The sequence below is a fragment of the Cellvibrio sp. genome (assembly GCF_039207905.1).
GTDB lineage: Bacteria > Pseudomonadota > Gammaproteobacteria > Pseudomonadales > Cellvibrionaceae > Cellvibrio.
Map to the genome: position 1 here is coordinate 26,439 of NZ_JBCECX010000035.1, position 22,553 is coordinate 48,991.

A 22,553-nucleotide genomic window follows, 5' to 3' on the forward strand; every position below is an offset into this window, starting at 1 on the left:
GTTTTTTTGTATCAGTACTTCGTACTATTCCACTAATTGCAAGGTTCCGAACACGCTTGCATCCAGATAACCCTGATTGTTTTTGTGTCCTTGAGTATCGACTGATCCCATCATGCTTTCGCGCTGTGGGCTGCCATCGTTATCAATATAGGCGGCAGAAAATCCCATCAATTTTCCGGCGTACAATGTCAGTGGTATATTGGTTTTCCAATCTGCATAGTCTTCACCAAAAATTTTCACGCGCATTTCCCAGCGATGTAAATTGCCGGGTGACAAACTGCGTGCTACCTGGATGTGATCGTTCAGCAATTTCGGGCCTGACGTGGTGTAATCCACTACATCGCCTAAAGTACTTACGTGATAAGCCCAGGCTGAAGTGTTGTATGCGTGCTCGCCACCGTTGTGGTTCTCGTCGATAAACAATTCGACTGTGTCATCTTCCCAGTAACGATCCAATGGATTGCTAACACCATCGAACAATTGATCGTCAGTTATTTCAAAGAGCAAGTATAAATATTCCGGCGTCCACACGGCTTTGTAGCGGCCGCCGTAATCAAGGAAATTTGGATTGGGCTGTGTACCTAACCAGAAAACATTGATGGGACTCCAGGTTGCATTACTCCATACCGCCTCCTCGATACCATCAATAATCGGCGCTACTGCTGCTCGTGGCGCGTTGTAGTGATTGGGTGTTGAGGATTGCGCGCTTGAAGATGATGCGGGCACAGAAGATACCGCAGAGCTTGAACTGGATGACTGGCTCGATGGCGTCGATGAACGCAAACTTGATGATGACGCAACGTTACCAATGGTGATTGGCAATATAACGGAGTTATTAAAATACTCACCTAGTCCTGTCAGCTTCAGCTGATATTCGCCCGCTGTTGCATAGGTGTGCGAGGCGATTAAGTTGTTCGAAATGCTGCCGTCACCAAAGTCCCAAACAATGCCAGTAACAGACGACGATTCGCGCGCGTCAGCATAAATAGTCAAGCCATCGGCGCGCACCTTGATTTTGGGAGTTGGGTAAAGCTCTTCGTTGTAGCGGCAATTAGCACTTCTTGTTACCGTTTTAGTGTCAGCGAGTGTTCCGTCGGAAACGGTAAGTATTACTTTGGATAATGAACTCACACTACTGGTTGATGCGTAAGACGATGATGATCCACCCATGCATTCGTAATGAAGCTCTTTACTATTGCCAATGAATTCACCTTGGCCAAAATCCCATATGTACTGCAATGAATCTCCATCTTCATCAAACGATGCTGAGCCCCATGCACTGAAGCTTAAGCCAGTACGAGCAGCGGCCAACATATTAATGGGCGCGCGATTGGAGTCGGTAGGAGCGTAAGTTTGAACCCATTTTTTTGCTGTAACTTGTGTGCCAGAGCCAGCTGCATATAGGCTTAAAGTGATTTCGTATTCGCCCGGTTCCTGATAGGTGTGCCAGCCATGTGTATGAGCCAAAGCTGATGAGTCACCGAAATTAATATAATGCTGTCTAAGCGGTCTATTCAACGGATCGCTTGAGATGCGTGAATCTACAAAAACGGTTAAGCCGTTAACAGTCACATTGAAATCAGCTATTGGCAGTACTGCTGCACTTGATGAAGATTTTGATGAGCTTGTATAACTGCTGCTGGATATATATGAACTGCTGGCTGATGAGCGTGAGCTGATAAATGGCGCACTGGTGCTCGGGTATCCACTACTTGCACTGCTGGAAATGCGTGAGCTGCTGGTGAACGGAAAACTCGTGCTCTGATAGCTACTGCTACTGTTGCTGCGTGATGAAGAGTACGCGCTCGTATAAATACTGCTGGCCTGAGAGCTGCTGGAGTGAGAGCTGTAATTTGGCAATACCGAATTCGAAACGCTGGATATTGCAGATACCGCCACGCTACTAACACTTGCACTGCAAACATTACCGCTAATGATAGGTTTGGGCGCAGGATTGCTCCCCGAACCTTTTATGCCTTGCACGCCAAACTCAATCGACTGACCTGGATTAATCGTGTTATTCCAATTTAAGCTTGTCGCGGTGTAGGGGTTGTTGCCCGTGACATTTGCGTTCCAGCCGCTAGTACGCGATGTACCGTCAGTATAAGCCCAATTCACTGACCAACCATTAATCGCGGTGCTGGTGTTATTGGTTATGCGAACGCTGGCGACAAAGCCATTATTCCAGTCGCTCTGTACTACATATTCACATTTCGCTGCGTAGCTTTGCGCTGATTGCAGTGCAAGTATGCCAAGCCCCATAAGGGTTGCAGTTTGGCGTAACGGATATCTGAAAAAATTCATAATTCCCTCGAAGTAAATAAAAGGTCCTTCGTTTACTGTTACTGACGATAAACATCAACTGCGTACAAGGATAATTGAAGAGACCGCGGATGAATAAACAATTATGCACGGGGTGATTTCTGTGTCATCGCATTTGCTTATAAAAATCAGCAGTAGAAGCAATCAAAAATCAGACTAAAAATGCACAGTTCGGTATTGCATGTTTATTGTGATTTTTAATGCGATAAGTTTTGGAAATTACTGTGCACGAGCATTATCCAGTCATTGCGGATTTTAGAAACTAACTTGGTCACTAATTTTGAAAAGGTGCAATTTTTTGGCGCAGATATGTTCACGGAATGATTGGATTTTGCGGAATCCTATCATTTTTATGCGCGATAACATTCGCTGTCAGCGGTATAACAATTTAACAGTGAATGGATCATTAATTGCTAATGAAAAATGGCAGATAAAGTTGCAAGGAAGGGAGAGGAAAACGAAGATCAATATTGATCTTCGTTTGAGACGTATTTGACTTAATCGGAATAATGAAATGCCTGTCCGCTAACACCTACGGAATCATCACTCAACAAATACACATACACGGGCATTAATGCGTCGGGTGCTTTTACGGTTTCAGGGTCTTCGGCTGGGTAAGCAGACGCACGCATGGCAGTTCGGGTTGCGCCCGGGTTGATGCTGTTGGCGCGGATACGTGTTGCACCTTCGAGTTCATCATGCAGTGTTTGCATGAAATTTTCAGTCGCTGCTTTTGATGCTGCATAAGCACCCCAGAAGGCGCGCCCTTTAAATGCCACACTTGAACTGGTAAACAGAATGCTCGCATTTTCAGAGCGCTCCAGCAGTGGCAGCAATGCCTGCGTCATCATAAATGGTGCGTTCACATTAACTTGCATGCAGCGTAGCCAAGCACCAACGGAATAATTGCTCAGTGGTGTGCGCTCACCCAGATCAGCAGCATTAAATAAAATGCCATCAACACGACCAAAGGTATCTTCCAGCGCGTTGCACATATCGTCGTAATCTTTCTCTACCGCGCTTTCAAAGTTGATGGGATAGATCGCCGGTTGTGGGTGACAGGCAGCTTCGATCTCATCGTAAACCTCTTCTAATTTGCTCATGGTGCGGCCACAGAGAATGACTGTAGCACCAGATGCGGCAAACGTTTTTGCTGCCGTCTTTCCAATGCCAGCGCCAGCGCCGGTAACGATGATAATTTTGCCGTTTAACGCATCAGCCTTAATGCTGTAGTCGTTTGGAATTTGCATAGCTATGTCTTCAATTAATGGTCGTAATTCAGAAGAATTCCGACAGGTTACAAATACTTTTCAACAATCGGCCAAATCTCATCGGCATGATTTACGCAGTAATCTGCATTCCAGTTCGCTGGATTTTCATCTGCATCAAGATATCCATAGGCAGCAGCAATAGTAATGCTGCCTGCACCTTTGCCGCAGTCGATGTCGCGTTTGTGGTCGCCGATATAAATAATTTCTTCTGGCGCGCAACCCAATTGTTTGCTCGCAAGAAAAAGTGATTCCGGATCGGGCTTGCTGCGCGCAACATGGTCAGGGCAAATAACGCTGCGTGGGGCAGGTTGGATATCTAACGCGGCCATCAGTGGCAATGTGTAGGTTGCCGGTTTGTTGGTGGCTATGCCCCAAGCGATATTGTTGTCTGCCAATTTGTCGAGTAAAGAATTGATGCCAGGAAATGGCACTGTGAAAACAGCAATGTGCGCTAAGTACAATTCCAATAAACGATGACGTAAAGGTTCAAATTGCGCATCGTTTTCTTCGATACCAAAAGCGAGTTTAATCAATGCTTTTGAGCCATTTGATACACCTGCGCGAATAATATCCGGCGCAAGTGTCGGACGTTGTTGTTCGGTGAGGAGTTGATTAACAACAACGATAAAATCGGGTGCGGTGTCCAGCAAGGTTCCGTCGAGATCAAACATTACTGCACGGATAGGTTTTGCCATTAGTCGCTCACTTTTTTTGCGTGTAAAAGATAATTAACACTGACGTCATGCGGGTCAAGTTTGTAATGCTTGGTGAGCGGGTTGTAGGTCATGCCGCTAATTGATTGCAGTTCCAGCCCCGCAGCGCGCAGCCATTTCGCCAATTCAGAAGGGCGAATAAATTTGCTGTAATCATGAGTGCCTTTTGGCAGCAGTTTCAAAACATATTCCGCACCCAAAATCGCAAAAGCGTAGGCTTTTGGGTTGCGGTTAATGGTGGAGAAATAGACATCGCCGCCGCCTTTCACCAATTGTGCACAGGCGCGAACGACGGAGGATGGATCAGGTACGTGCTCCAGCATTTCCATGCAGGTAACTACGTCGAACGCACCTGGCATGTGCGATGCTTTTTCTTCCGCAGTAATTTGCTCGTACGTTAATTCAACGCCGCTCTCAAGTGCATGCAAGCGAGCAACCGAAAGTGGTGCTTCACCCATGTCGATACCGGTAACGACTGCGCCGCGTTGTGCGAGCGATTCTGCCAATATGCCACCGCCACAACCTACATCGATGAGTTTTTTCTGCGCGACTGGTGAGCGCTCATCAATAAAATTGGCGCGCAGGGGGTTAATATCATGTAGTGGTTTGAATTCGCTATTCTTGTCCCACCAGCGGCTGGCGAGTGCTTCAAATTTTGCAATTTCCGCGCTATCAACATTGGCCATAATATTTTCCATTTCGTAAATTTAGTGAGTGGCGATTTGTTTCCGCCACCAATTGGCTTTACCTAAGATTTCACGCTCATCAAGCGTTTTTAGCTGGCGATTTAAGAGTAGGGCTTTACCTTGCACCCACACGTGTGACACACCTTGGCCCGAGTGGGTATAAACCAGTTGCGATGCAGGATTGTAGAGTGGTTGTGTTCCCACGCCGCTCAAATCGATTGCAACAAGATCGGCTAATTTCCCTACTTCGAGGCTGCCGATTTTTTCTTCCATTCCCAGCGCTTTGGCGCCATTGAGTGTTGCCATACGCAATGCGATGTGTGCATCAAGTGCCGCGGCATCACCAGCAACGGCTTTTGCAAGCAGCGCAGCTGTTTTTAATTCACTGAATAAATCCAGGTCGTTGTTGCTCGCCGCTCCATCTGTGCCGAGTGCAACATTGATTCCGGCTTTAATCAATTTGTCGACTGGGCAAAAGCCGCTCGCCAATTTCAAATTGGATTCCGGGCAATGGATCACGTGTGCACCAGTTTGTTGTAATAGCGCTATATCAGTATCGGTAATTTGTGTCATGTGGACGCATTGCGTGAGCGGCGATAACAAGCCTAAATCCATCAAGCGCTGGGTCGGACGCTTACCGTATTGTTTGATCGATTCTTCTACTTCATATGCTGTTTCGTGGAGATGGATCTGCACCGGCATATCCATTTCTTGTGCGAGGATAGCAATTTTTTGCAACGGACCATCCGATACCGTGTAGGGCGCATGAGGGCCAAACGCGATATTCACCAGATCGGTAGCGCGCAAGCTGTCATGTAATGCGAGCCCCTTATTAAAGTAGTCATCTGCGCCCACGCCCCAAGAAGTAGCGAAGTCAAAAATCGGGAAGCTGATCTGGCTGCGCATTTTTGCATCAAGACAAACCTGGGCCGCTTGCTCGGGATAGAAATACATATCCGCAAAGCAGGTGGTGCCGGTTTTAATCATTTCTGCCATGGCGAGCTGGGTGCCGTCACGGACAAATTCCTCACCTACCCAACGGTTCTCGGTCGGCCAAATATGATCATTGAGCCATGTGTGCAGCGGTTGATCGTCGGCGTAGCCGCGCAACAGTGACATTGCCGCATGCCCGTGCGCGTTGACCAGTCCGGGGATGAGTGCGTGATTATCGAGGTTGATTGTCTCCGCCGCGGTAAAACGGCGGGCGGCCTCATCGTTGGGCATTAGTGCGATGATTCGGCCTTTATCAATCACCACTGCGCAATCTTCAAGTACGCGATTTTCGGGTACGACAGGGATAATCCAGCGGGCTTTAATGATTAAATCGATTGAATGTTGCTCAAAAGTGGTCGTCGACATAGGCGTAACAAGCTGAATCGGGCGCAAAAAGGGGCGCCCAGTATACTGCAAAGCCCCCAATCGGCCACGGTGGATTTGCAGGCTCGACTAGCCGTTTTGATGTTTTGCTTTTATTGTCAAATTTGACTGTATTTTCATAACGATACGAAGCGGCCAACTGCCTATACAACAGATTTTATGCTACCATCGCGCCCCTGAATTAAGCGTTAGATGCATTTTTAGCCAGATTCTTGTTTGGCAAGTAGTAGGGTAGCGGTTTTTGCCTCTATTCGATTGGTGCGCAAAACAGGCGCTCTAAGTCTAATCGCTTGCAATCACAGTAACCAAAACCAATGCTTTAATAAGCCATAGCTTTATAAGCCCGTAGCTTTAAATAAGAAAGGAAAGCTGTATTCCCATGGTCGAATTCGCCAAAGAAATATCACCAGTAAGTATCGAAGACGAACTCAAACAGTCCTATCTTGATTACGCAATGAGCGTAATCGTAGGCCGCGCTTTGCCTGATGTGCGTGATGGTTTGAAGCCCGTACATCGTCGCGTGCTGTTTGCGATGAGCGAACTGAACAACGATTGGAATAAGCCTTACAAAAAATCTGCCCGTGTGGTGGGTGACGTAATCGGTAAATATCACCCACACGGTGATACCGCGGTATACGACACTATCGTCCGTATGGCGCAACCTTTCTCCCTGCGTTACATGCTGGTCGATGGCCAGGGTAACTTCGGTTCGGTCGACGGCGACCGCGCAGCGGCAATGCGTTATACCGAAATCCGTATGGCGAAAATCGCCCACGATTTGCTTGCTGATCTGGATAAAGAAACGGTCGATTTCGTACCTAACTATGATGGCACCGAGCAAATTCCGGCAGTGATGCCCACCCGTATTCCCAACCTGTTGGTTAACGGCTCCTCTGGTATCGCTGTAGGCATGGCGACCAACATCCCGCCGCACAACTTGAAAGAAGTGGTGCAGGGCTGTCTTGAGTTGATCAATAACCCTGATATCACCATTGATGAATTGATGGAGTTTATTCCGGGGCCAGATTTCCCCACTGGTGCCATCATCAATGGCCGTGCTGGCATCGTACAGGCATATCGCACTGGTCGTGGCAGCATTATTGTTCGTGCTAAAGCAGAAATTGAGCGCGATGACAAAACCGGTCGCGAAACCATCATCATTCACGAAATTCCGTATCAGCTAAACAAAGCGCGTTTGATTGAGCGTATTGCGGAATTGGTAAAAGAAAAGAAAATCGAAGGTATTAGCGAGCTACGCGATGAATCTGACAAAGACGGGATGCGTATCGTTATCGAAGTGAAGAAGAGTGAAGCAGCTGATGTATTGCTCAACAACCTCTATTCACAAACCCAATTGCAAACCACGTTCGGCGTTAACATTGTTGCGCTGGATGATGGTCAACCAAAGATCCTCAACCTCAAGCAATTGCTCGAAGCATTTGTTAAGCATCGTCGCGAAGTGGTTACTCGCCGCACTGTGTATTTGCTGCGTAAAGCACGCGAGCGTGGGCACATCCTTGAAGGTTTGGCTGTCGCCATTTCCAATATTGACGAAGTCATTGCGCTGATTAAAAACTCTGCCTCTCCCGCTGAAGCAAAAGACAGTTTGATGGTGCGCGGTTGGGATGCTGCCGAAATGGCTCCTTATCTGGAGCGTGCGGGTGAAGATGCCTGCCGTCCGGAAGATTTGGGGCCTGAATTTGGCATGCGCGATGGCCATTATTATCTGTCCGCAGCCCAGGCCCAAGCCATTCTTGAGTTGCGCTTGCATCGTTTGACCGGTATGGAGCACGATAAGCTGCTTGCCGAGTACGATGAAAAGTTGATCCAGATTGCCGAGTTCCTCGAAATTCTTGGCAATGCTGTGCGTTTGATGGAAGTTATTCGCGAAGAATTAACGCAAGTCATCAACGATTATGGCGATAAGCGTCGCACCGAAATTGTTGCTTCAACCCTTGATCTGACCACAGAAGATTTGATTAACGTTGAAGATCGCGTTGTGACGATTTCCCACGGTGGTTATGCGAAGAGTCAGCCGCTTGATGATTATCAAGCGCAGCGTCGCGGCGGTATGGGCAAGTCTGCAACCGCAGTGAAAGATGAAGATTATGTGCAGCACTTATTAATCGCTAGCACTCACGATACTGTGCTGCTGTTTACTAACGCCGGTAAAGTGTATTGGCTGAAGGTTTACATGATTCCTGTGGCCGGCCGCCAGTCGCGTGGCCGACCAGTAATTAACTTGCTGCCGTCATTGGAAGAAGGCGAACGTATTACATCGATCCTGCCAGTGAAGTCTTACGACGACGACAAGTTTATCTTTATGACTACCGCTAACGGTACCGTGAAGAAAACTGCACTTACTCAATTCTCGCGTCAACGCAGCGTTGGTTTGCGTGCGATTGAATTGGATGAAGGTGACACCTTGGTGGGCACCGCAATCACCAACGGTTCATGCGATGTAATCCTGTTCTCCAGTTCGGGTAAAGCCGCACGATTCCGTGAGTCGCAAGTGCGCGCGATGGGTCGTACATCGCGCGGTGTGCGCGGCATTCGTTTGGCTGAAGGCCAGCGCGTGGTTGGTATGGTTATCCCGATGGAAAATGGCCAAGTACTTACCGTAAGTGAAAATGGTTATGGCAAGCGTACTGAAGTCGGTGAGTTCCCAGCCAAAGGCCGTGGCTCGCAAGGCGTTATCGGTATGCAAACAACCGAGCGTAACGGCCAACTGGTTGGCGCGGTGCAAGTGTTTGATGGCGAAGAAATCATGTTGATTTCTGACCAAGGCACCATGGTTCGCACTCGTGTTGATGAAGTCTCTGTGCTTAGCCGTAATACGCAAGGCGTGCGCCTGATTAAGCTGAAAGAAGGCGAGCGTATGCAGGGCTTGGAGCGCATTGAAGAAAATGTGGATGAAAATGCAAAGCGCGAACTAGCGCGTGCTGAAGCAGCTGAAGGCGAAGAGGCACTTGATGATGGCGTAGCTGCAGATGATGTAGCTGACGATATTGTCGACGATGCCGCAGACGAAGCGATTGACGAGTAAGTAAATGAGCACTGATCAAATCGAAGCAGAAAAGCTACTCGCGTTGCGCAACAAAATTGATGCGATCGATGAAGAAATCGGTCGCTTGATTTCAGCTCGTGCTGAATGCGCGCAAGAAGTTGCGGATGTGAAAAAAGCAAATCTGCCAGAGGATGCAAAAATTCTGTTTTATCGCCCCGAGCGTGAAGCACAAGTGCTGCGCAAAGCGATGGAACAGAATAAAGGTCCGCTGAGCAATGAAGAAGTTGCTCGTTTGTTTCGTGAGATTATGTCCGCATGTTTAGCGCTGGAAAATCCAATCAAGGTTGCCTATCTCGGGCCTGAAGGTACGTTTACCCAGCAAGCATCGTTAAAACATTTCGGTCATTCTGCGGTGGTGCTTCCTTTTTCTGCTATCGATGAAGTGTTTCGCGAAGTGGAAGCTGGTGCAGTGAATTACGGTGTGGTTCCAGTTGAGAATTCTACCGAGGGTGTAGTGAATCACACCCTCGATAATTTTATGGGTTCTAACCTGAAAATTTGTGGCGAAGTAGAATTGCGCATTCACCACAATCTGATGGTGTCTGATGTAACTAATACCAATAGCATCACGCGTATTTACTCTCATTCCCAATCCTTGGCGCAGTGCCGCAAATGGTTGGACGCGCATTATCCGAATGCGGAGCGTATCGCAGTAAGCAGTAATGCTGAGGCGGCAAAGCGCCTAAAAGGCGAGTGGAATGCTGCTGCTATCGCCGGTTCTATGGCGGCCGAGTTATACGGTTTAAAAATGATCGCCGAAAAAATCGAAGATCAACCGGACAACTCAACACGCTTTTTAATTATTGGTAAACAAGCAGTTCCGCAAAGCGGCGTTGATAAAACCTCCATTGTTGTAGCCATGCGCAACGAACCTGGCGCACTGCATAAATTGTTGGAACCTTTTCATCGCCACAATATAGATCTGACGCGAGTAGAGACTCGTCCTTCGCGCACCGGCGCATGGACTTACGTTTTCTTTATCGACTTTGCTGGTCATGTCGATGAACCACTGATTAGTGATGTGATGAAAGAAGTTGCCAGTCGTTGCGCCGATTTAAAGTTGCTCGGCTCTTACCCTAAAGCGGTGTTGTGATTATCTATGTCCCAACCCTTGATCAATAAATTTGTTGTTGTTGGTATAGGTTTAATTGGTGGCAGTCTTGCTACCGGTTTGAAACAGCGTGGTGCTTGTGCCGAAGTTATTGGTATTGCGCGCAAATCCGATACCTGCACTGAAGCAGTAAAACATGCTGTAGTTGATCGCGCTTACACCTCCTTGCAGGAGATTGCAGCTGAACTGGGGCAGGGTGATGTTATTTTTATTGCGGTGCCGACTCTCTCGGTAAATGCCGTATTTGAAGAAATTAAACAATACGTTGCAGATACCGTAACTATCACCGACGGCGCCAGTGTGAAAGGCAGCGTGGAACGCGCGGCAGAGTCTGTTTTTGGTGCTGTACCTTCACAACTAGTACTTGGACATCCTATCGCTGGCTCGGAAAAAAGTGGTGTTACCGCTGCCAATCCCAATCTGTACGAAAATCACCGTGTCATTCTTACTCCTTTGGAAAATACTTCTCCTTATCATCTCGATTTGGTCACCAGAATGTGGCAAGCAGTGGGTGCCGAGGTATTGAGTATGTCGGTAGCTGAGCATGATGAAGTGTTAGGTGCAACGAGCCATCTTCCTCATGTGATTGCTTATTCCCTGGTTGATACTCTGGCGCAAGATATTCAAAACCCCAACATTTTCCGTTACGCCGCTGGTGGTTTTCGCGATTTTACCCGCATTGCATCGAGCGATCCGGTCATGTGGCACGACATTATGCGAGCGAATAAAGGTGCGATTTTGCAGTCGATGGATTTATTCATCGATAACCTTTCTCGTCTGCGCAGCAGTATTGAACATGAAGATAGCGATTATTTACTGAATGTATTTAGTCGCGCAAAAGAGGCGCGTGATGAATTCACCGTTATGCTGGCCAAGCGTCATGCTGCGTCGAAAGAGGATTAATCTGTAAGTATCTAAACTTACAGGAATAAACTTAGAAGCATTTAATCATTAAACCTTGCGTTCAAGCTCCTATATAATTGCTGCTGTTTTTCCAACACCTGCATTAACTGCTAACGCTGTTCTCAATCTGGTAACTATTGAATGTCAAACTACAACTTGACTCACCTCAAGCAGCTTGAAGCTGAAAGTATTCATATCATCCGCGAAGTGGCTGCCGAATTTGACAAGCCAGTCATGCTTTACTCTGTGGGTAAAGATTCTGCAGTGATGATGCACCTCACCATGAAAGCCTTTTTTCCTGGTAAACCACCATTCCCGATGATGCACGTAGATACCACGTGGAAGTTTCGCGAAATGATTGAGTTTCGCGATCAACGAATCAAGGATTTAGGTTGGGATCTGATTGTGCATATCAATCAGGAAGGTGTGGATATGGGTATTAGTCCCTTCGTTCATGGCAGCGCCAAGCATACCGACATCATGAAAACCCAGGGCTTGAAACAAGCGTTGAATAAATATGGTTTTGATGCAGCATTTGGTGGCGCTCGTCGCGATGAAGAAAAATCGCGCGCGAAAGAACGTGTTTATTCTTTCCGCGATAAAAACCATCGTTGGGACCCCAAAAATCAGCGCCCTGAATTGTGGAATATTTACAATGGCCGCGTAGATAAAGGCGAAAGTATTCGCGTGTTCCCTTTATCAAACTGGACTGAGTTGGATATCTGGCAATACATTCACTTGGAAAATATCCCGATTGTGCCGCTTTATTTTGCAGCCAAGCGTCCGGTAGTTGAGCGCGATGGCACTTTGATTATGGTTGATGATGACCGCATGCCTATCGGCCCTAACGATAAAGTTGAAGAGAAAATGGTGCGCTTCCGTACCCTTGGTTGCTACCCATTAACTGGTGCCGTTGAATCGGAAGCGACCACGCTACCTGAAATTATTCAAGAGATGTTGTTAACAACAACATCGGAGCGTCAGGGGCGAGTGATTGATCATGACAGCTCAGGCTCTATGGAAAAGAAAAAGCAAGAAGGCTATTTCTAAGTTTTCCTGATACAAATTTATTACATCTTACTGATTGCAAAGAGACCCTTATGAGTCATCAGTCCGAATTAATTGCTCAGGATATCAACGCATATCTTGCGCAACATGAACAGAAAGAATTGCTGCGTTTTTTAACTTGCGGCAGTGTTGATGACGGCAAGAGCACGCTCATTGGCCGTTTGCTGCATGACTCCAAAATGATTTATGAAGATCAATTGGATGCAATACGTTCTGACAGCGTAAAGCATGGCACTACCGGCGAAAAAATTGATTTGGCGTTATTGGTGGATGGTTTGCAAGCCGAGCGCGAGCAGGGCATTACTATCGATGTTGCCTATCGTTATTTCTCCACTGCAAAACGCAAATTTATTATTGCCGATACACCCGGTCACGAGCAGTACACTCGCAATATGGCAACAGGTGCATCAACCTGTGACCTTGCGATTATTTTGATTGATGCGCGCTACGGTGTGGTTACCCAAACTCGTCGCCATAGTTATATCGCTTCACTGCTTGGTATTAAGCATATTGTTGTTGCTGTAAATAAAATGGACTTGTTGAATTTTGATAAGGCTGTGTTTGAAAAAATCAAACAAGACTATCTGGAATTCTCGGAAAAACTCGGCATGACGAATGTAATGTTTGTGCCCATATCTGCTCTGGATGGCGACAACGTTGTTAATCGTTCCGAGCGGTCGCCTTGGTATCAAGGTGAAACCTTGATGGAAATTTTTGAAACCGTGCCTATAGCGGGCGATAAAAATTTTGCAGATTTCCGTTTCCCAGTGCAATACGTTAATCGCCCTAATCTGGATTTTCGTGGCTTTTGCGGCAATGTTGCATCCGGTGTTGTTAAAGTGGGCGACGAAGTTCGCGTATTGCCTTCCGGTAAAACCAGTTATGTGAAATCCATCGTGACTTACGATGGTGACTTACCTGAAGCGTTTACGGGTCAGGCGGTGACAATCACATTAACTACGGAAGTAGATGTGAGCCGTGGTGATATGTTGGTGCTCGCAAAAGATTCTGTTCCGCAATCAAATCACCTTAAAGCTCATATCGTTTGGATGGCGGAAAAAGCGGCGCAGTCGCAATCTGAATATCTGTTTAAATTTGCCAGTAAAGCGGTAAGTGGTGCTATTGAGTCAATCGATTACCGTATTGATGTAAATACGCAAGAGCATTCGACCGTTAATCAATTGCAATTAAACGATATTGCTGTTGTTGATATTATTTTGACTCAGTCGGTAGTGGCTGATCAATATAAACATAATCGTGCAACTGGTGCTTTTATTGTAATTGATCGTCTTACCAATATTACTGTCGGAGCGGGTATGGTGATCGATCAATTGGAAGCGAAGACAGAGGTTGCGGCTAATTACAGTGCGTTTGAGTTGGAGTTAAATGCTCTAATCCGTAAACATTTTCCGCACTGGAATGCGTCAGATTTAAAAACATTGCTTAAGTAAAGAGTAAAAACTCTAAAAAGCCCCGGTTTTGTGAACTGGGGCTTTTTTTTGCCTCAAATTTGTAAGAAAAGTCGCACAGTCGAATTGGTATTTATCGGCTTCAAAGCGACTTGAGCTTGCCATATTCTATTTAAGTACGCGGTTGTGCGTATAAATAATCAATATACAAGGAATTTATATGAAGCTCATTTTGTCTTTCATTTCAGTTGTTGTTTTATTCTTGGGCACGTCTTCATTGGCTTTTGCTGCTGAAACTCCTGCTGTAAAAACTCCAGTTGCTAAAGCTGAAGCTGTAGCCAAACAGGAGGGTATCAACATCAATACTGCTGATGTACAGGAATTAACCAAGCTGAAAGGAGTTGGAGAGAAAAAGGCCGAAGCGATTGTTGCCTGGAGAAAGGAAAACGGTGAATTTAAAACTGTGGATCAGTTGATGGAAGTAAAAGGTATAGGTGAAGCGACTCTTAATGCTAACCGTGAAAATATCCGTATTTAGGTAGCTGTTAACACCCTCTTGGGTGGTAACGAATGAATTTTGCGTTAATTTTTGTTTTAATAGGAGCCTGAGTTTAACAACTCAGGCTTTTTTATTTTGGAGATCATTATATGTCCGTACAAGGTCCGAGAATTGTTGTCGCTATGGACTATGACAACGCTGATCAATGTCTAGCAATGGCCAAGCGCCTGTCTCCGACCGACTGCCGTCTCAAAGTAGGCAAAGAGCTATTTACAGCATGCGGCCCCAAGATTGTTGAGCAGCTAATGGCATTGGGTTTTGAGATATTTCTCGATCTAAAATTCCACGATATTCCAAATACTACAAACAAGGCTGTAAAAGCTGCAGCGGACTTGGGCGTTTGGATGGTAAATGTACACGCATCCGGTGGTGAGCGCATGATGATTGCTGCTCGAGATGCGCTTGAGAGTTATTCTGGTGCTCGCCCGTTATTAATTGCGGTTACTGTGCTCACGAGTATGGAATCGAACGATTTATCTGCTGTAGGTATTCTATCCAGTCCGGAAGAGCATGTGATGCGTTTGGCTAAATTAACGCATTCCTGTGGTTTGGATGGCATTGTCTGTTCTGCGCAAGAAGCAACGTTGATGCGTTCCAACTTTGGTTCTTCATTCTGTTTGGTCACTCCTGGTATACGTCTTGCCAGTTCTCCTGCTGATGATCAGCGTCGTACGCTTACGCCTGCTGCCGCAGTGGCTGCGGGTAGTAGCTATTTAGTGATTGGGCGGCCCATTACCCAATCTTCCAATCCTGCAGAGACCTGTAAATCTATTATTCAATCTTTGGCTTGATTTTAGTCAGTTTCTTTTGAGAGATATTTGGTTCCAGTTATGAATAATGCAGCTCCTGTTATCACAATCGACGGACCTAGTGGCTCAGGTAAGGGAACACTTAGTCAAATGTTGGCGCGCCATCTGGGATATCATTTGCTGGATAGTGGTGCGCTTTATCGATTAGTTGCACTGTCTGCGATTAAGAAAAGAATCGATTTGCGCCAAGAGCTGGAAGTTAGTCAGATAGCATCAACGTTGGATGTTGTGTTTAGTCTCGAAAATGAAAAAGCGGCGCAGATTTTGCTGGATGGCGAAGAGGTGACAAGTGCAATCAGGCAGGAGTCGGTTGGCATGGGGGCTTCGCAGGTAGCAGCATATCCCGGTGTTCGGGCTGCACTACTTGAGCGCCAGCGTGCGTTTGCTGTTGCTCCCGGCTTGATTGCTGATGGTAGGGATATGGGTACAACTGTATTTCCTTTCGCGAACACTAAGTTATTTTTGACTGCGAGTGCCGAAGCTCGTGCAGAGCGGCGATACAAACAGCTAGTTTCCAAGGGTGAATCCGTCAATATTGACGAATTGATCAAAGATATTAGTGATCGTGATGAGCGAGACTCCAATCGTGCCATTTCACCTCTAAAACCGGCTAGTGATGCAATTATTATTGATAGTACGGCTATGACTATCGATGAGGTATTTACCAGGATGTTATCGGCAATCAAGTGATTCGCATGTAGCATCAAGTTTGTGTCAACAAACGGTAAGAATGCTCATTTAATTTGCAATAGTTGTTCTCTTAATAACAATATTTTTTACACGACAGCATCGGGCTACAAGATTATTTTTACTCAAGATGAGATTAAGACATGACGTTAACTTGTTTTAAAGCCTACGATATTCGCGGAAAGTTGGGTGAAGAACTCAATGAAGATATTGTTTACCGTATTGGTCGTGCATTTGCACAATTCCTCCGCCCGAAGACAATTGTTGTTGGCGGCGACGTTCGTCTAACAAGCAAAACCTTAAAAACGGCACTAAGTAATGGATTGCGTGACGAAGGTGTTGACGTTATCGATATAGGGATGGCTGGCACTGAAGAAATTTATTTTGCTACCAGTTATTTAAAAACTGATGGTGGAATTGAGGTTACTGCAAGCCATAACCCAATCGACTATAACGGTATGAAATTGGTTCGCGCCAATTCCAAACCCATTAGTGGCGATACCGGTCTGAATGATATTCGTCGTCTCGCGGAAGAAAACAACTTTGCACCCGTAAATTTCGCGGCGCGTGGCGAGATTAAGGAAATTAGCACCTTGGATGCATATGTTCAGCATCTACTTTCATATATTGATGTCAGCCAACTCAAGCCACTTCGCTTAGTGGTTAATGCAGGGAATGGAGCTGCTGGCCATGTAATTGATGCGATAGAAAAATATCTTCCGTTTGAATTTATTAAAATTAATCATGAACCCGACGGCACTTTCCCTAACGGTATTCCAAACCCGCTGTTGGTAGAAAACCGTGCATCAACAACTCAGGCTGTAATCGAACATAAAGCCGATATGGGAATTGCGTGGGATGGTGATTTTGATCGCTGTTTCTTATTTGATGAAACAGGCGCTTTTACCGAAGGATATTACATTGTTGGATTGTTGGCAGAAGCTTTTTTGCTTAAAAATCCTGGTGCAAAAGTGATTCATGATCCTCGATTGACATGGAATACTCTTGATATTGCACAGAAGAATGGTGGTTTGGCGATACAGTCAAAAACGGGCCACGCATTTATTAAAGAGCGCATGCGGGAAGAAGATGCAGTTTATGGTGGTGAAATGAGTGCGCACCACTATTTCCGTGATTTCTTTTACTGTGATAGCGGGATGATTCCGTGGCTGTTGGTGTGCGAATTACTATGCCGTAAGCAACAAACTCTATCGAGTATGCTGGAGGATCGCATCGCGAAATTTCCTTCTCCAGGCGAAATAAATAGCCATGTGAATGATCCCAAAACTGCAATTGAAAAAGTGTTTAATCACTATTCAGCAGATGCGATTCTCATTGATCGAACCGATGGCATTAGTCTTGAGTTTGACAATTGGCGATTCAATTTGCGTATGTCGAATACTGAGCCAGTTGTGCGTTTAAATGTTGAAAGTCGTAACGACCAAGTATTGGTTGACCAAAAAACAACAGAAGTGCTGAATTTACTCAATAGCTAATAAACAAAATTTACAAGGAAACAACTATGCAAGTTAAGAAAGCGGTAATTCCAGTTGCGGGTCTTGGTACTCGCATGTTGCCAGCAACTAAAGCAATTCCTAAAGAAATGCTGCCGGTGGTGGATAAGCCGTTAATTCAATATGTTATTGAAGAGGCAGCTGCAGCGGGAATAAAAGAAATTGTATTGGTAACTCATGCAAGTAAAAATGCAATAGAAAACCATTTCGATACCAGTTTCGAATTAGAAGCTCAGCTTGAATCTCGACTTAAACGCTCTCTTCTTGCAGAGGTTCGCTCAATTACCCCGCCGGGTCTCACTGTTATTTCCGTGCGCCAAGCTGAAGCAAAAGGATTGGGGCATGCAATTTTGTGTGCAAAATCAGTTGTAGGTGATGAGCCTTTTGCTGTGCTGTTGCCGGATGTGATTGTTGATAATGCAGAGTGTAATCTTCGACAAGACAATCTTGCCGGAATGACCAAACGTTTTCACGAGACTGGTAACAGTCAGATTCTTGTTGAGCAAGTTCCGCATGATCAAGTAGATAAGTACGGCGTTGTCGATTGCTCAGGTATAGAGATTCCCGCAGGTAAAACGGCGGTTATTAAGGCAATGGTTGAGAAACCCCCCGTCGACGAAGCTCCATCCAACATGGCTATTGTTGGTCGTTATGTTTTGTCCAAAACGGTGTGGGATCTGCTGGCTAAAACGCAGCCTGGCGCTGGCGGGGAAATTCAATTAACTGATGCGCTTGATACATTGTTGGCGCAAGAGACAGTTGAGGCTTATCAATTAATTGGCCGCAGTCATGATTGTGGTACAAAAATTGGATACTTAATGGCAAATGTAATTTACGGTGAGAGACATTCTGAGGTTGGCAGTAAATTTAAATCCTTCCTCAAGGATCGTTACACGAAGTAATTGATTGAAAGTTTCTGATAGGTGGGTAGTTGCACCGCCTATCAAAGCAACACTGAGTTTAGAATCTGCATTAAGGAGAATTAATTGATTATTCCCGTAATACTCGCTGGGGGTTCTGGCACGCGGCTATGGCCATTGTCTCGCAAACACTATCCGAAGCAGCTGTTGAAGTTGTTTGGTGATACTACGATGCTGCAGCAAACATTATTACGGCTGCAGGGGTTACCGAATCTTGCCCCTCCAATTGTGGTGTGCAATGAAGAGCACCGGTTTATGGTTGCTGAGCAGCTGCATGAAATTGGTCAGAAAAAGTCATCAATTATTCTTGAGCCTATCGCTCGCAATACTGCTCCTGCATTGGCTCTCGCTGCAATTCATGCCCAGACTTTGGGCGATAATCCAACGTTACTTGTGCTGTCTGCGGATCATATGATTCGTGATGTCGATGTATTCCAGGCTGCGGTCATAGATGCAATTCAGGCTGCCCAGCTTGGGCATCTCGCCACTTTTGGTGTTCAGCCCACATGCCCTGAAACTGGCTATGGCTACATCAAGACGCAGCGTGGATTAGGCGCTAGTAAAGATGCTTTCTTTCCTGTTTCGGAGTTTGTAGAGAAGCCGGATTTGGCAACTGCGGAAAAATACCTTGCCGAAGGCTGCTATTACTGGAATAGCGGAATGTTTGTATTTAAAACAGAAATATTCTTGAAAGATTTAAAAAATCAAAGTCCAGAAGTTGTTTCTGCAGCTGAGTTGGCAAAAGTATCTGCAGTTGAAGATTTGGATTTTATTCGTGTCGACCGCGAAGCATTTTCTCATGCCCCTAACATTTCGATTGATTACGCGCTGATGGAAAAAAGTCGAAATGTTGTTTGTGTCCCGCTTGATGCTGGCTGGAGTGATGTTGGTGACTGGAAGTCTTTTGGCGATCTATCAGTTAAAGATGAGGCTGGAAATAGTTTAATTGGCGATACCATCGATATCGGATCAACCAATACGCTCGTTTTCTCAAAAGACAAATTGGTTGCTACTTTAGGTGTTAATAATTTGATGATTATTAATACTCCTGATGCTGTTCTAATCGCGGATAAATCGCAGGCGCAGCAGGTTAAATCAGTTATTACACAGATCGAAAAACAGAAGCGCTCAGAGCATTTACAGCATCGCGAAATTTATCGTCCGTGGGGCTGTTACGATGCAATTGATACTGGGGATCGCTATCAGGTTAACCGTATTAGGGTAAAACCGGGCGGCAGTCTTTCATTGCAGGTTCATCACCATAGAGCAGAGCACTGGATTGTTGTGAAGGGAACTGCTTTGGTTCAGAAGGGGGATGAAAGCGTGCTTCTTTCAGAAAATGAGTCAACTTATATCCCCGTTGGCACAAAGCATCGTTTGAGCAACCCGGGGAAAATTCCATTAGAGATTGTCGAGGTTCAATCAGGGCCCTACCTTGAAGATGATGATGTTATTCGTTACGAAGATAGTTACGGTCGTTCTTAAATTTAATAGGCTAGGGAGTTTCTAATGAAAGTCACAGTGTTTGGAACTGGTTATGTCGGATTGGTAACGGGTGCCTGTTTGGCCGATGTTGGTCATGATGTTTTGTGTGTAGATATCGACCAGAAAAAAGTAGACAACCTAAACCAAGGTATTATTCCGATTTATGAGCCGGGCCTGGATTCGGTGGTCAAGCAGGCTGTCCAGCATGGCTTGCTCAATTTTACGACAAGCATGGATAAAGCTGTTCAGCACGGAGATCTGCAATTCATTGCCGTTGGAACTCCATCGGGTGAGGATGGATCTGCTGATTTGCAATATGTGGTCGCGGTAGCAAAAACTATCGGCCAGCGAATCACTGGTTATAAAGTGGTTGTAAATAAGTCTACCGTACCGATTGGTACTGCGGATATTGTAAGCAAAGCTCTTTCTGCAGAGCTCGCGACTCGCGGCATTGATGTGCCATTTGATGTTGTTTCTAACCCTGAGTTTTTGAAGGAAGGGGCAGCAATCAATGATTTTATGAAGCCTGATCGCATCGTTGTGGGAACAGATAGTAAAAAGGCTGAAGGGTTGCTGCGCGAGCTTTACGCACCATTTAACCGCAACCATGACCGTATGATATTTATGGATGTGCGCTCTGCTGAGCTAACTAAATATGCCGCCAATGCAATGCTTGCAACGAAAATCAGCTTTATCAATGAAATGGCTAATTTGGCCGAATTGTTGGGTGCTGACATTGAAAAGGTGCGAAATGGTATAGGTGCTGACCCTCGCATTGGTTATCACTTTATTTACCCTGGCTGTGGTTATGGTGGCTCATGCTTTCCCAAGGATGTTAAAGCTCTGATTAACATCGCTAACGGCGTTGATTACACCGCAGGGCTTATGGAAGCGGTAGACAAGGTTAATCAAGCCCAAAAAGATAAGTTGTTCTCCTATATTTCCAGACATTTTGGTTCTGATCTGAAGGGTAAGGTATTTGCCCTCTGGGGGCTATCCTTTAAACCAAATACTGATGATATGCGCGAGGCTCCGAGTAGAGTATTGATGGAGGCGCTATGGGCCGCTGGCGCGAAAGTTCAGGCCTACGATCCAGTGGCTATGGATGAAACCCAGCACATTTATGGCTTAAGGGATGATCTCAAACTGGTTGGGACTAAAGAGGCTGCTTTGGAGCGTGCTGATGCATTAGTGATCTGCACAGAGTGGAAGAACTTCCGAGCGCCTAATTTTGAGCAAATTAGCTCAACTTTACGTAACCCTGTGATTTTTGATGGTCGTAATCTTTATGAGCCAGAAAGAATGGCAAGTTTAGGCTTTCAATATTATGCGGTCGGCCGTGGTTTGAGTGTGGTTGGGCGTTAATTCGTTCTCAGCTCGATAGGTTCTGAATGCTGGAGCCTATCAATCCTCCCCTACTTGTTGTTCCATTTCAGTCTCTTCGGTATTGCAACACTCCTAAGCAATTGAAAAATAAAGGGCATTCTGATAGTCTGCTGCACCTGCTAATTTTGCCTGCTTTTATTGCTTGGTTCAGTTGGTAGTAGTGAATGTCGTCAAACCCAGCCTGAGGGGATGTTCACTTTACTTTAATTGACCCGTATGACTGGCCATGCGGAATAGGTAGGGCGTGCTTTTAACGTCTGTACCTCTAATCTATAGGTAATACCATGAGTATGAACGAAAGTTTTGCTGAGTTATTTGAAGAGAGTTTAAAGACCGTTGATATGGTTCCAGGCACCATCGTTACTGGTGTGGTAATCGATATTGATAAAGATTGGGTTACAGTACACGCAGGCCTTAAGTCTGAAGGTGTTATCCCCGCAGAACAATTCCGTAACGAGCTGGGTGAGTTGAATCTCCAGATCGGTGACGAAGTACAAGTAGCTCTGGAAAGCGTTGAAGATGGTTTCGGTGAAACCAAACTGTCTCGTGAGAAAGCCAAACGCGCTGAAGCTTGGAAAATTCTCGAAGCTGCTCACGTTGCTGAAGAAGTTATTAAAGGTGTTATTAACGGTAAAGTTAAGGGTGGTTTCACCGTTGACGTTGCTGGTATCCGTGCCTTCCTTCCTGGTTCATTGGTAGATGTTCGCCCTGTACGTGAAACTACTCACCTTGAAGGCAAAGAGCTGGAATTCAAAGTTATCAAGCTCGACCAAAAGCGCAACAACGTAGTTGTTTCTCGTCGTGCTGTACTTGAGCAAGCCAACTCTGTTGAGCGCGATGAATTGCTGGCCACCTTGCAAGAAGGTCAAGCAGTTAAAGGTATTGTTAAAAATCTTACCGACTACGGTGCATTCGTTGACTTGGGCGGTGTTGATGGTTTGCTGCACATCACTGACATGGCATGGAAGCGCATCAAGCATCCAGGTGAGATCGTAAACGTTGGTGATGAAATCGACGTTAAAGTATTGAAGTTTGATCGTGAGCGTAACCGTGTATCTCTGGGCCTGAAGCAATTGGGCGAAGATCCATGGATACAAATCACCAAGCGCTACCCTGAAGGCGCTCGTGTGAAAGCAAAAGTAACCAATTTGACTGATTACGGCTGCTTCGCAGAGTTGGAAGAGGGTGTTGAAGGTTTGATCCACGTTTCAGAAATGGATTGGACTAACAAGAATATTCATCCTTCAAAAGTTGTTCAATTGGGCG

The 22,553-nt window shown here is 45.8% G+C and carries 18 protein-coding genes; 13 read left to right on the forward strand and 5 right to left on the reverse strand.

The window, feature by feature from the left end; translation table 11 throughout:
- Nucleotides 1-24: 24 nt before the first annotated feature.
- The 5 genes from AAGC78_RS17595 to AAGC78_RS17615 all read right to left on the reverse strand — a co-directional run bounded on the left by AAGC78_RS17595 (nucleotide 25) and on the right by AAGC78_RS17615 (nucleotide 6,351).
- On the reverse strand, nucleotides 25-2,304 hold the full coding sequence (locus tag AAGC78_RS17595) for a sugar-binding protein (RefSeq protein WP_435785411.1): 2,280 nt from the start codon (nucleotides 2,302-2,304) through the stop codon (nucleotides 25-27).
- Between the two features lie 515 nt (nucleotides 2,305-2,819).
- Nucleotides 2,820-3,572, reverse strand: coding sequence for a YciK family oxidoreductase (locus AAGC78_RS17600; RefSeq protein WP_435785412.1), 753 nt, complete (start codon nucleotides 3,570-3,572; stop codon nucleotides 2,820-2,822).
- 47 nt (nucleotides 3,573-3,619) lie between these two features.
- Complete coding sequence (locus AAGC78_RS17605) at nucleotides 3,620-4,288, reverse strand: HAD family hydrolase (protein ID WP_435785413.1); 669 nt, start codon at nucleotides 4,286-4,288, stop codon at nucleotides 3,620-3,622.
- Nucleotides 4,288-4,992, reverse strand: coding sequence for a bifunctional 2-polyprenyl-6-hydroxyphenol methylase/3-demethylubiquinol 3-O-methyltransferase UbiG (gene ubiG, locus AAGC78_RS17610; RefSeq protein ID WP_435785414.1), 705 nt, complete (start codon nucleotides 4,990-4,992; stop codon nucleotides 4,288-4,290). Before ubiG ends, AAGC78_RS17605 begins: the two co-directional genes overlap by 1 nt.
- Before the next feature lie 21 nt (nucleotides 4,993-5,013).
- On the reverse strand, nucleotides 5,014-6,351 hold the full coding sequence (locus AAGC78_RS17615; RefSeq protein ID WP_435785415.1) for a TRZ/ATZ family hydrolase: 1,338 nt from the start codon (nucleotides 6,349-6,351) through the stop codon (nucleotides 5,014-5,016).
- 397 nt (nucleotides 6,352-6,748) lie between these two features.
- Between AAGC78_RS17615 and gyrA the strand changes: the two genes are divergently transcribed.
- From gyrA to AAGC78_RS17680, 13 genes are all read left to right on the forward strand, one after another.
- Nucleotides 6,749-9,415 carry a DNA gyrase subunit A gene (gene gyrA / locus AAGC78_RS17620; RefSeq protein WP_435785416.1) on the forward strand — a complete coding sequence of 889 codons (2,667 nt, stop codon included), beginning with the start codon at nucleotides 6,749-6,751 and terminating at the stop codon, nucleotides 9,413-9,415.
- Nucleotides 9,416-9,419: 4 nt separating this feature from the next.
- Entirely contained in the window at nucleotides 9,420-10,529 is a 1,110-nt protein-coding gene (gene pheA / locus AAGC78_RS17625; protein ID WP_435785417.1) for a prephenate dehydratase, read from the forward strand.
- 6 nt (nucleotides 10,530-10,535) lie between these two features.
- On the forward strand, nucleotides 10,536-11,450 hold the full coding sequence (locus tag AAGC78_RS17630; protein ID WP_435785418.1) for a prephenate dehydrogenase/arogenate dehydrogenase family protein: 915 nt from the start codon (nucleotides 10,536-10,538) through the stop codon (nucleotides 11,448-11,450).
- Nucleotides 11,451-11,591: 141 nt separating this feature from the next.
- Nucleotides 11,592-12,500 carry a sulfate adenylyltransferase subunit CysD gene (cysD, locus tag AAGC78_RS17635; RefSeq protein WP_435785419.1) on the forward strand — a complete coding sequence of 303 codons (909 nt, stop codon included), beginning with the start codon at nucleotides 11,592-11,594 and terminating at the stop codon, nucleotides 12,498-12,500.
- Nucleotides 12,501-12,550: 50 nt separating this feature from the next.
- Nucleotides 12,551-13,969, forward strand: coding sequence for a sulfate adenylyltransferase subunit CysN (gene cysN / locus AAGC78_RS17640; RefSeq protein WP_435785420.1), 1,419 nt, complete (start codon nucleotides 12,551-12,553; stop codon nucleotides 13,967-13,969).
- A gap of 178 nt (nucleotides 13,970-14,147) precedes the next feature.
- The gene (locus AAGC78_RS17645) at nucleotides 14,148-14,465 is read left to right on the forward strand and encodes a ComEA family DNA-binding protein (protein WP_435785421.1); all 318 of its coding nucleotides are present in this window, start codon (nucleotides 14,148-14,150) and stop codon (nucleotides 14,463-14,465) included.
- Between the two features lie 110 nt (nucleotides 14,466-14,575).
- Nucleotides 14,576-15,277: an orotidine-5'-phosphate decarboxylase gene (gene pyrF / locus AAGC78_RS17650; protein ID WP_435785422.1), complete on the forward strand. Its 702-nt coding sequence runs from the start codon at nucleotides 14,576-14,578 to the stop codon at nucleotides 15,275-15,277.
- A gap of 39 nt (nucleotides 15,278-15,316) precedes the next feature.
- Complete coding sequence (gene cmk, locus AAGC78_RS17655; RefSeq protein ID WP_435785423.1) at nucleotides 15,317-15,985, forward strand: (d)CMP kinase; 669 nt, start codon at nucleotides 15,317-15,319, stop codon at nucleotides 15,983-15,985.
- Nucleotides 15,986-16,125: 140 nt separating this feature from the next.
- A complete protein-coding gene (locus AAGC78_RS17660) occupies nucleotides 16,126-17,478 on the forward strand; it encodes a phosphomannomutase CpsG (protein WP_435785424.1) in 1,353 nt (450 codons plus the stop codon).
- 26 nt (nucleotides 17,479-17,504) lie between these two features.
- On the forward strand, nucleotides 17,505-18,398 hold the full coding sequence (gene galU, locus AAGC78_RS17665) for a UTP--glucose-1-phosphate uridylyltransferase GalU (protein ID WP_435785425.1): 894 nt from the start codon (nucleotides 17,505-17,507) through the stop codon (nucleotides 18,396-18,398).
- Nucleotides 18,399-18,482: 84 nt separating this feature from the next.
- On the forward strand, nucleotides 18,483-19,901 hold the full coding sequence (locus AAGC78_RS17670) for a mannose-1-phosphate guanylyltransferase/mannose-6-phosphate isomerase (protein WP_435785426.1): 1,419 nt from the start codon (nucleotides 18,483-18,485) through the stop codon (nucleotides 19,899-19,901).
- Nucleotides 19,902-19,925: 24 nt separating this feature from the next.
- Complete coding sequence (locus AAGC78_RS17675) at nucleotides 19,926-21,266, forward strand: UDP-glucose dehydrogenase family protein (protein ID WP_435785427.1); 1,341 nt, start codon at nucleotides 19,926-19,928, stop codon at nucleotides 21,264-21,266.
- A 311-nt stretch (nucleotides 21,267-21,577) separates the two neighbouring features.
- The coding region (locus tag AAGC78_RS17680) for a 30S ribosomal protein S1 (RefSeq protein ID WP_435785429.1) at nucleotides 21,578-22,553 on the forward strand (976 nt) is incomplete at its 3' end.

Bases quoted from the DNA above. Each gene is read 5' to 3' on its own strand.
- ubiG (WP_435785414.1), bottom strand. From the start codon at position 4,992: ATGGCCAATGTTGATAGCGCGGAAATTGCAAAATTTGAAGCACTCGCC.
- gyrA (WP_435785416.1), top strand. From the start codon at position 6,749: ATGGTCGAATTCGCCAAAGAAATATCACCAGTAAGTATCGAAGACGAA.
- AAGC78_RS17660 (WP_435785424.1), top strand. From the start codon at position 16,126: ATGACGTTAACTTGTTTTAAAGCCTACGATATTCGCGGAAAGTTGGGT.
- pyrF (WP_435785422.1), top strand. From the start codon at position 14,576: ATGTCCGTACAAGGTCCGAGAATTGTTGTCGCTATGGACTATGACAAC.
- cysN (WP_435785420.1), top strand. From the start codon at position 12,551: ATGAGTCATCAGTCCGAATTAATTGCTCAGGATATCAACGCATATCTT.
- AAGC78_RS17600 (WP_435785412.1), bottom strand. From the start codon at position 3,572: ATGCAAATTCCAAACGACTACAGCATTAAGGCTGATGCGTTAAACGGC.
- cmk (WP_435785423.1), top strand. From the start codon at position 15,317: ATGAATAATGCAGCTCCTGTTATCACAATCGACGGACCTAGTGGCTCA.
- AAGC78_RS17605 (WP_435785413.1), bottom strand. From the start codon at position 4,288: ATGGCAAAACCTATCCGTGCAGTAATGTTTGATCTCGACGGAACCTTG.
- pheA (WP_435785417.1), top strand. From the start codon at position 9,420: ATGAGCACTGATCAAATCGAAGCAGAAAAGCTACTCGCGTTGCGCAAC.
- AAGC78_RS17630 (WP_435785418.1), top strand. From the start codon at position 10,536: ATGTCCCAACCCTTGATCAATAAATTTGTTGTTGTTGGTATAGGTTTA.
- AAGC78_RS17615 (WP_435785415.1), bottom strand. From the start codon at position 6,351: ATGTCGACGACCACTTTTGAGCAACATTCAATCGATTTAATCATTAAA.
- AAGC78_RS17595 (WP_435785411.1), bottom strand. From the start codon at position 2,304: ATGAATTTTTTCAGATATCCGTTACGCCAAACTGCAACCCTTATGGGG.
- galU (WP_435785425.1), top strand. From the start codon at position 17,505: ATGCAAGTTAAGAAAGCGGTAATTCCAGTTGCGGGTCTTGGTACTCGC.
- AAGC78_RS17645 (WP_435785421.1), top strand. From the start codon at position 14,148: ATGAAGCTCATTTTGTCTTTCATTTCAGTTGTTGTTTTATTCTTGGGC.
- AAGC78_RS17675 (WP_435785427.1), top strand. From the start codon at position 19,926: ATGAAAGTCACAGTGTTTGGAACTGGTTATGTCGGATTGGTAACGGGT.
- cysD (WP_435785419.1), top strand. From the start codon at position 11,592: ATGTCAAACTACAACTTGACTCACCTCAAGCAGCTTGAAGCTGAAAGT.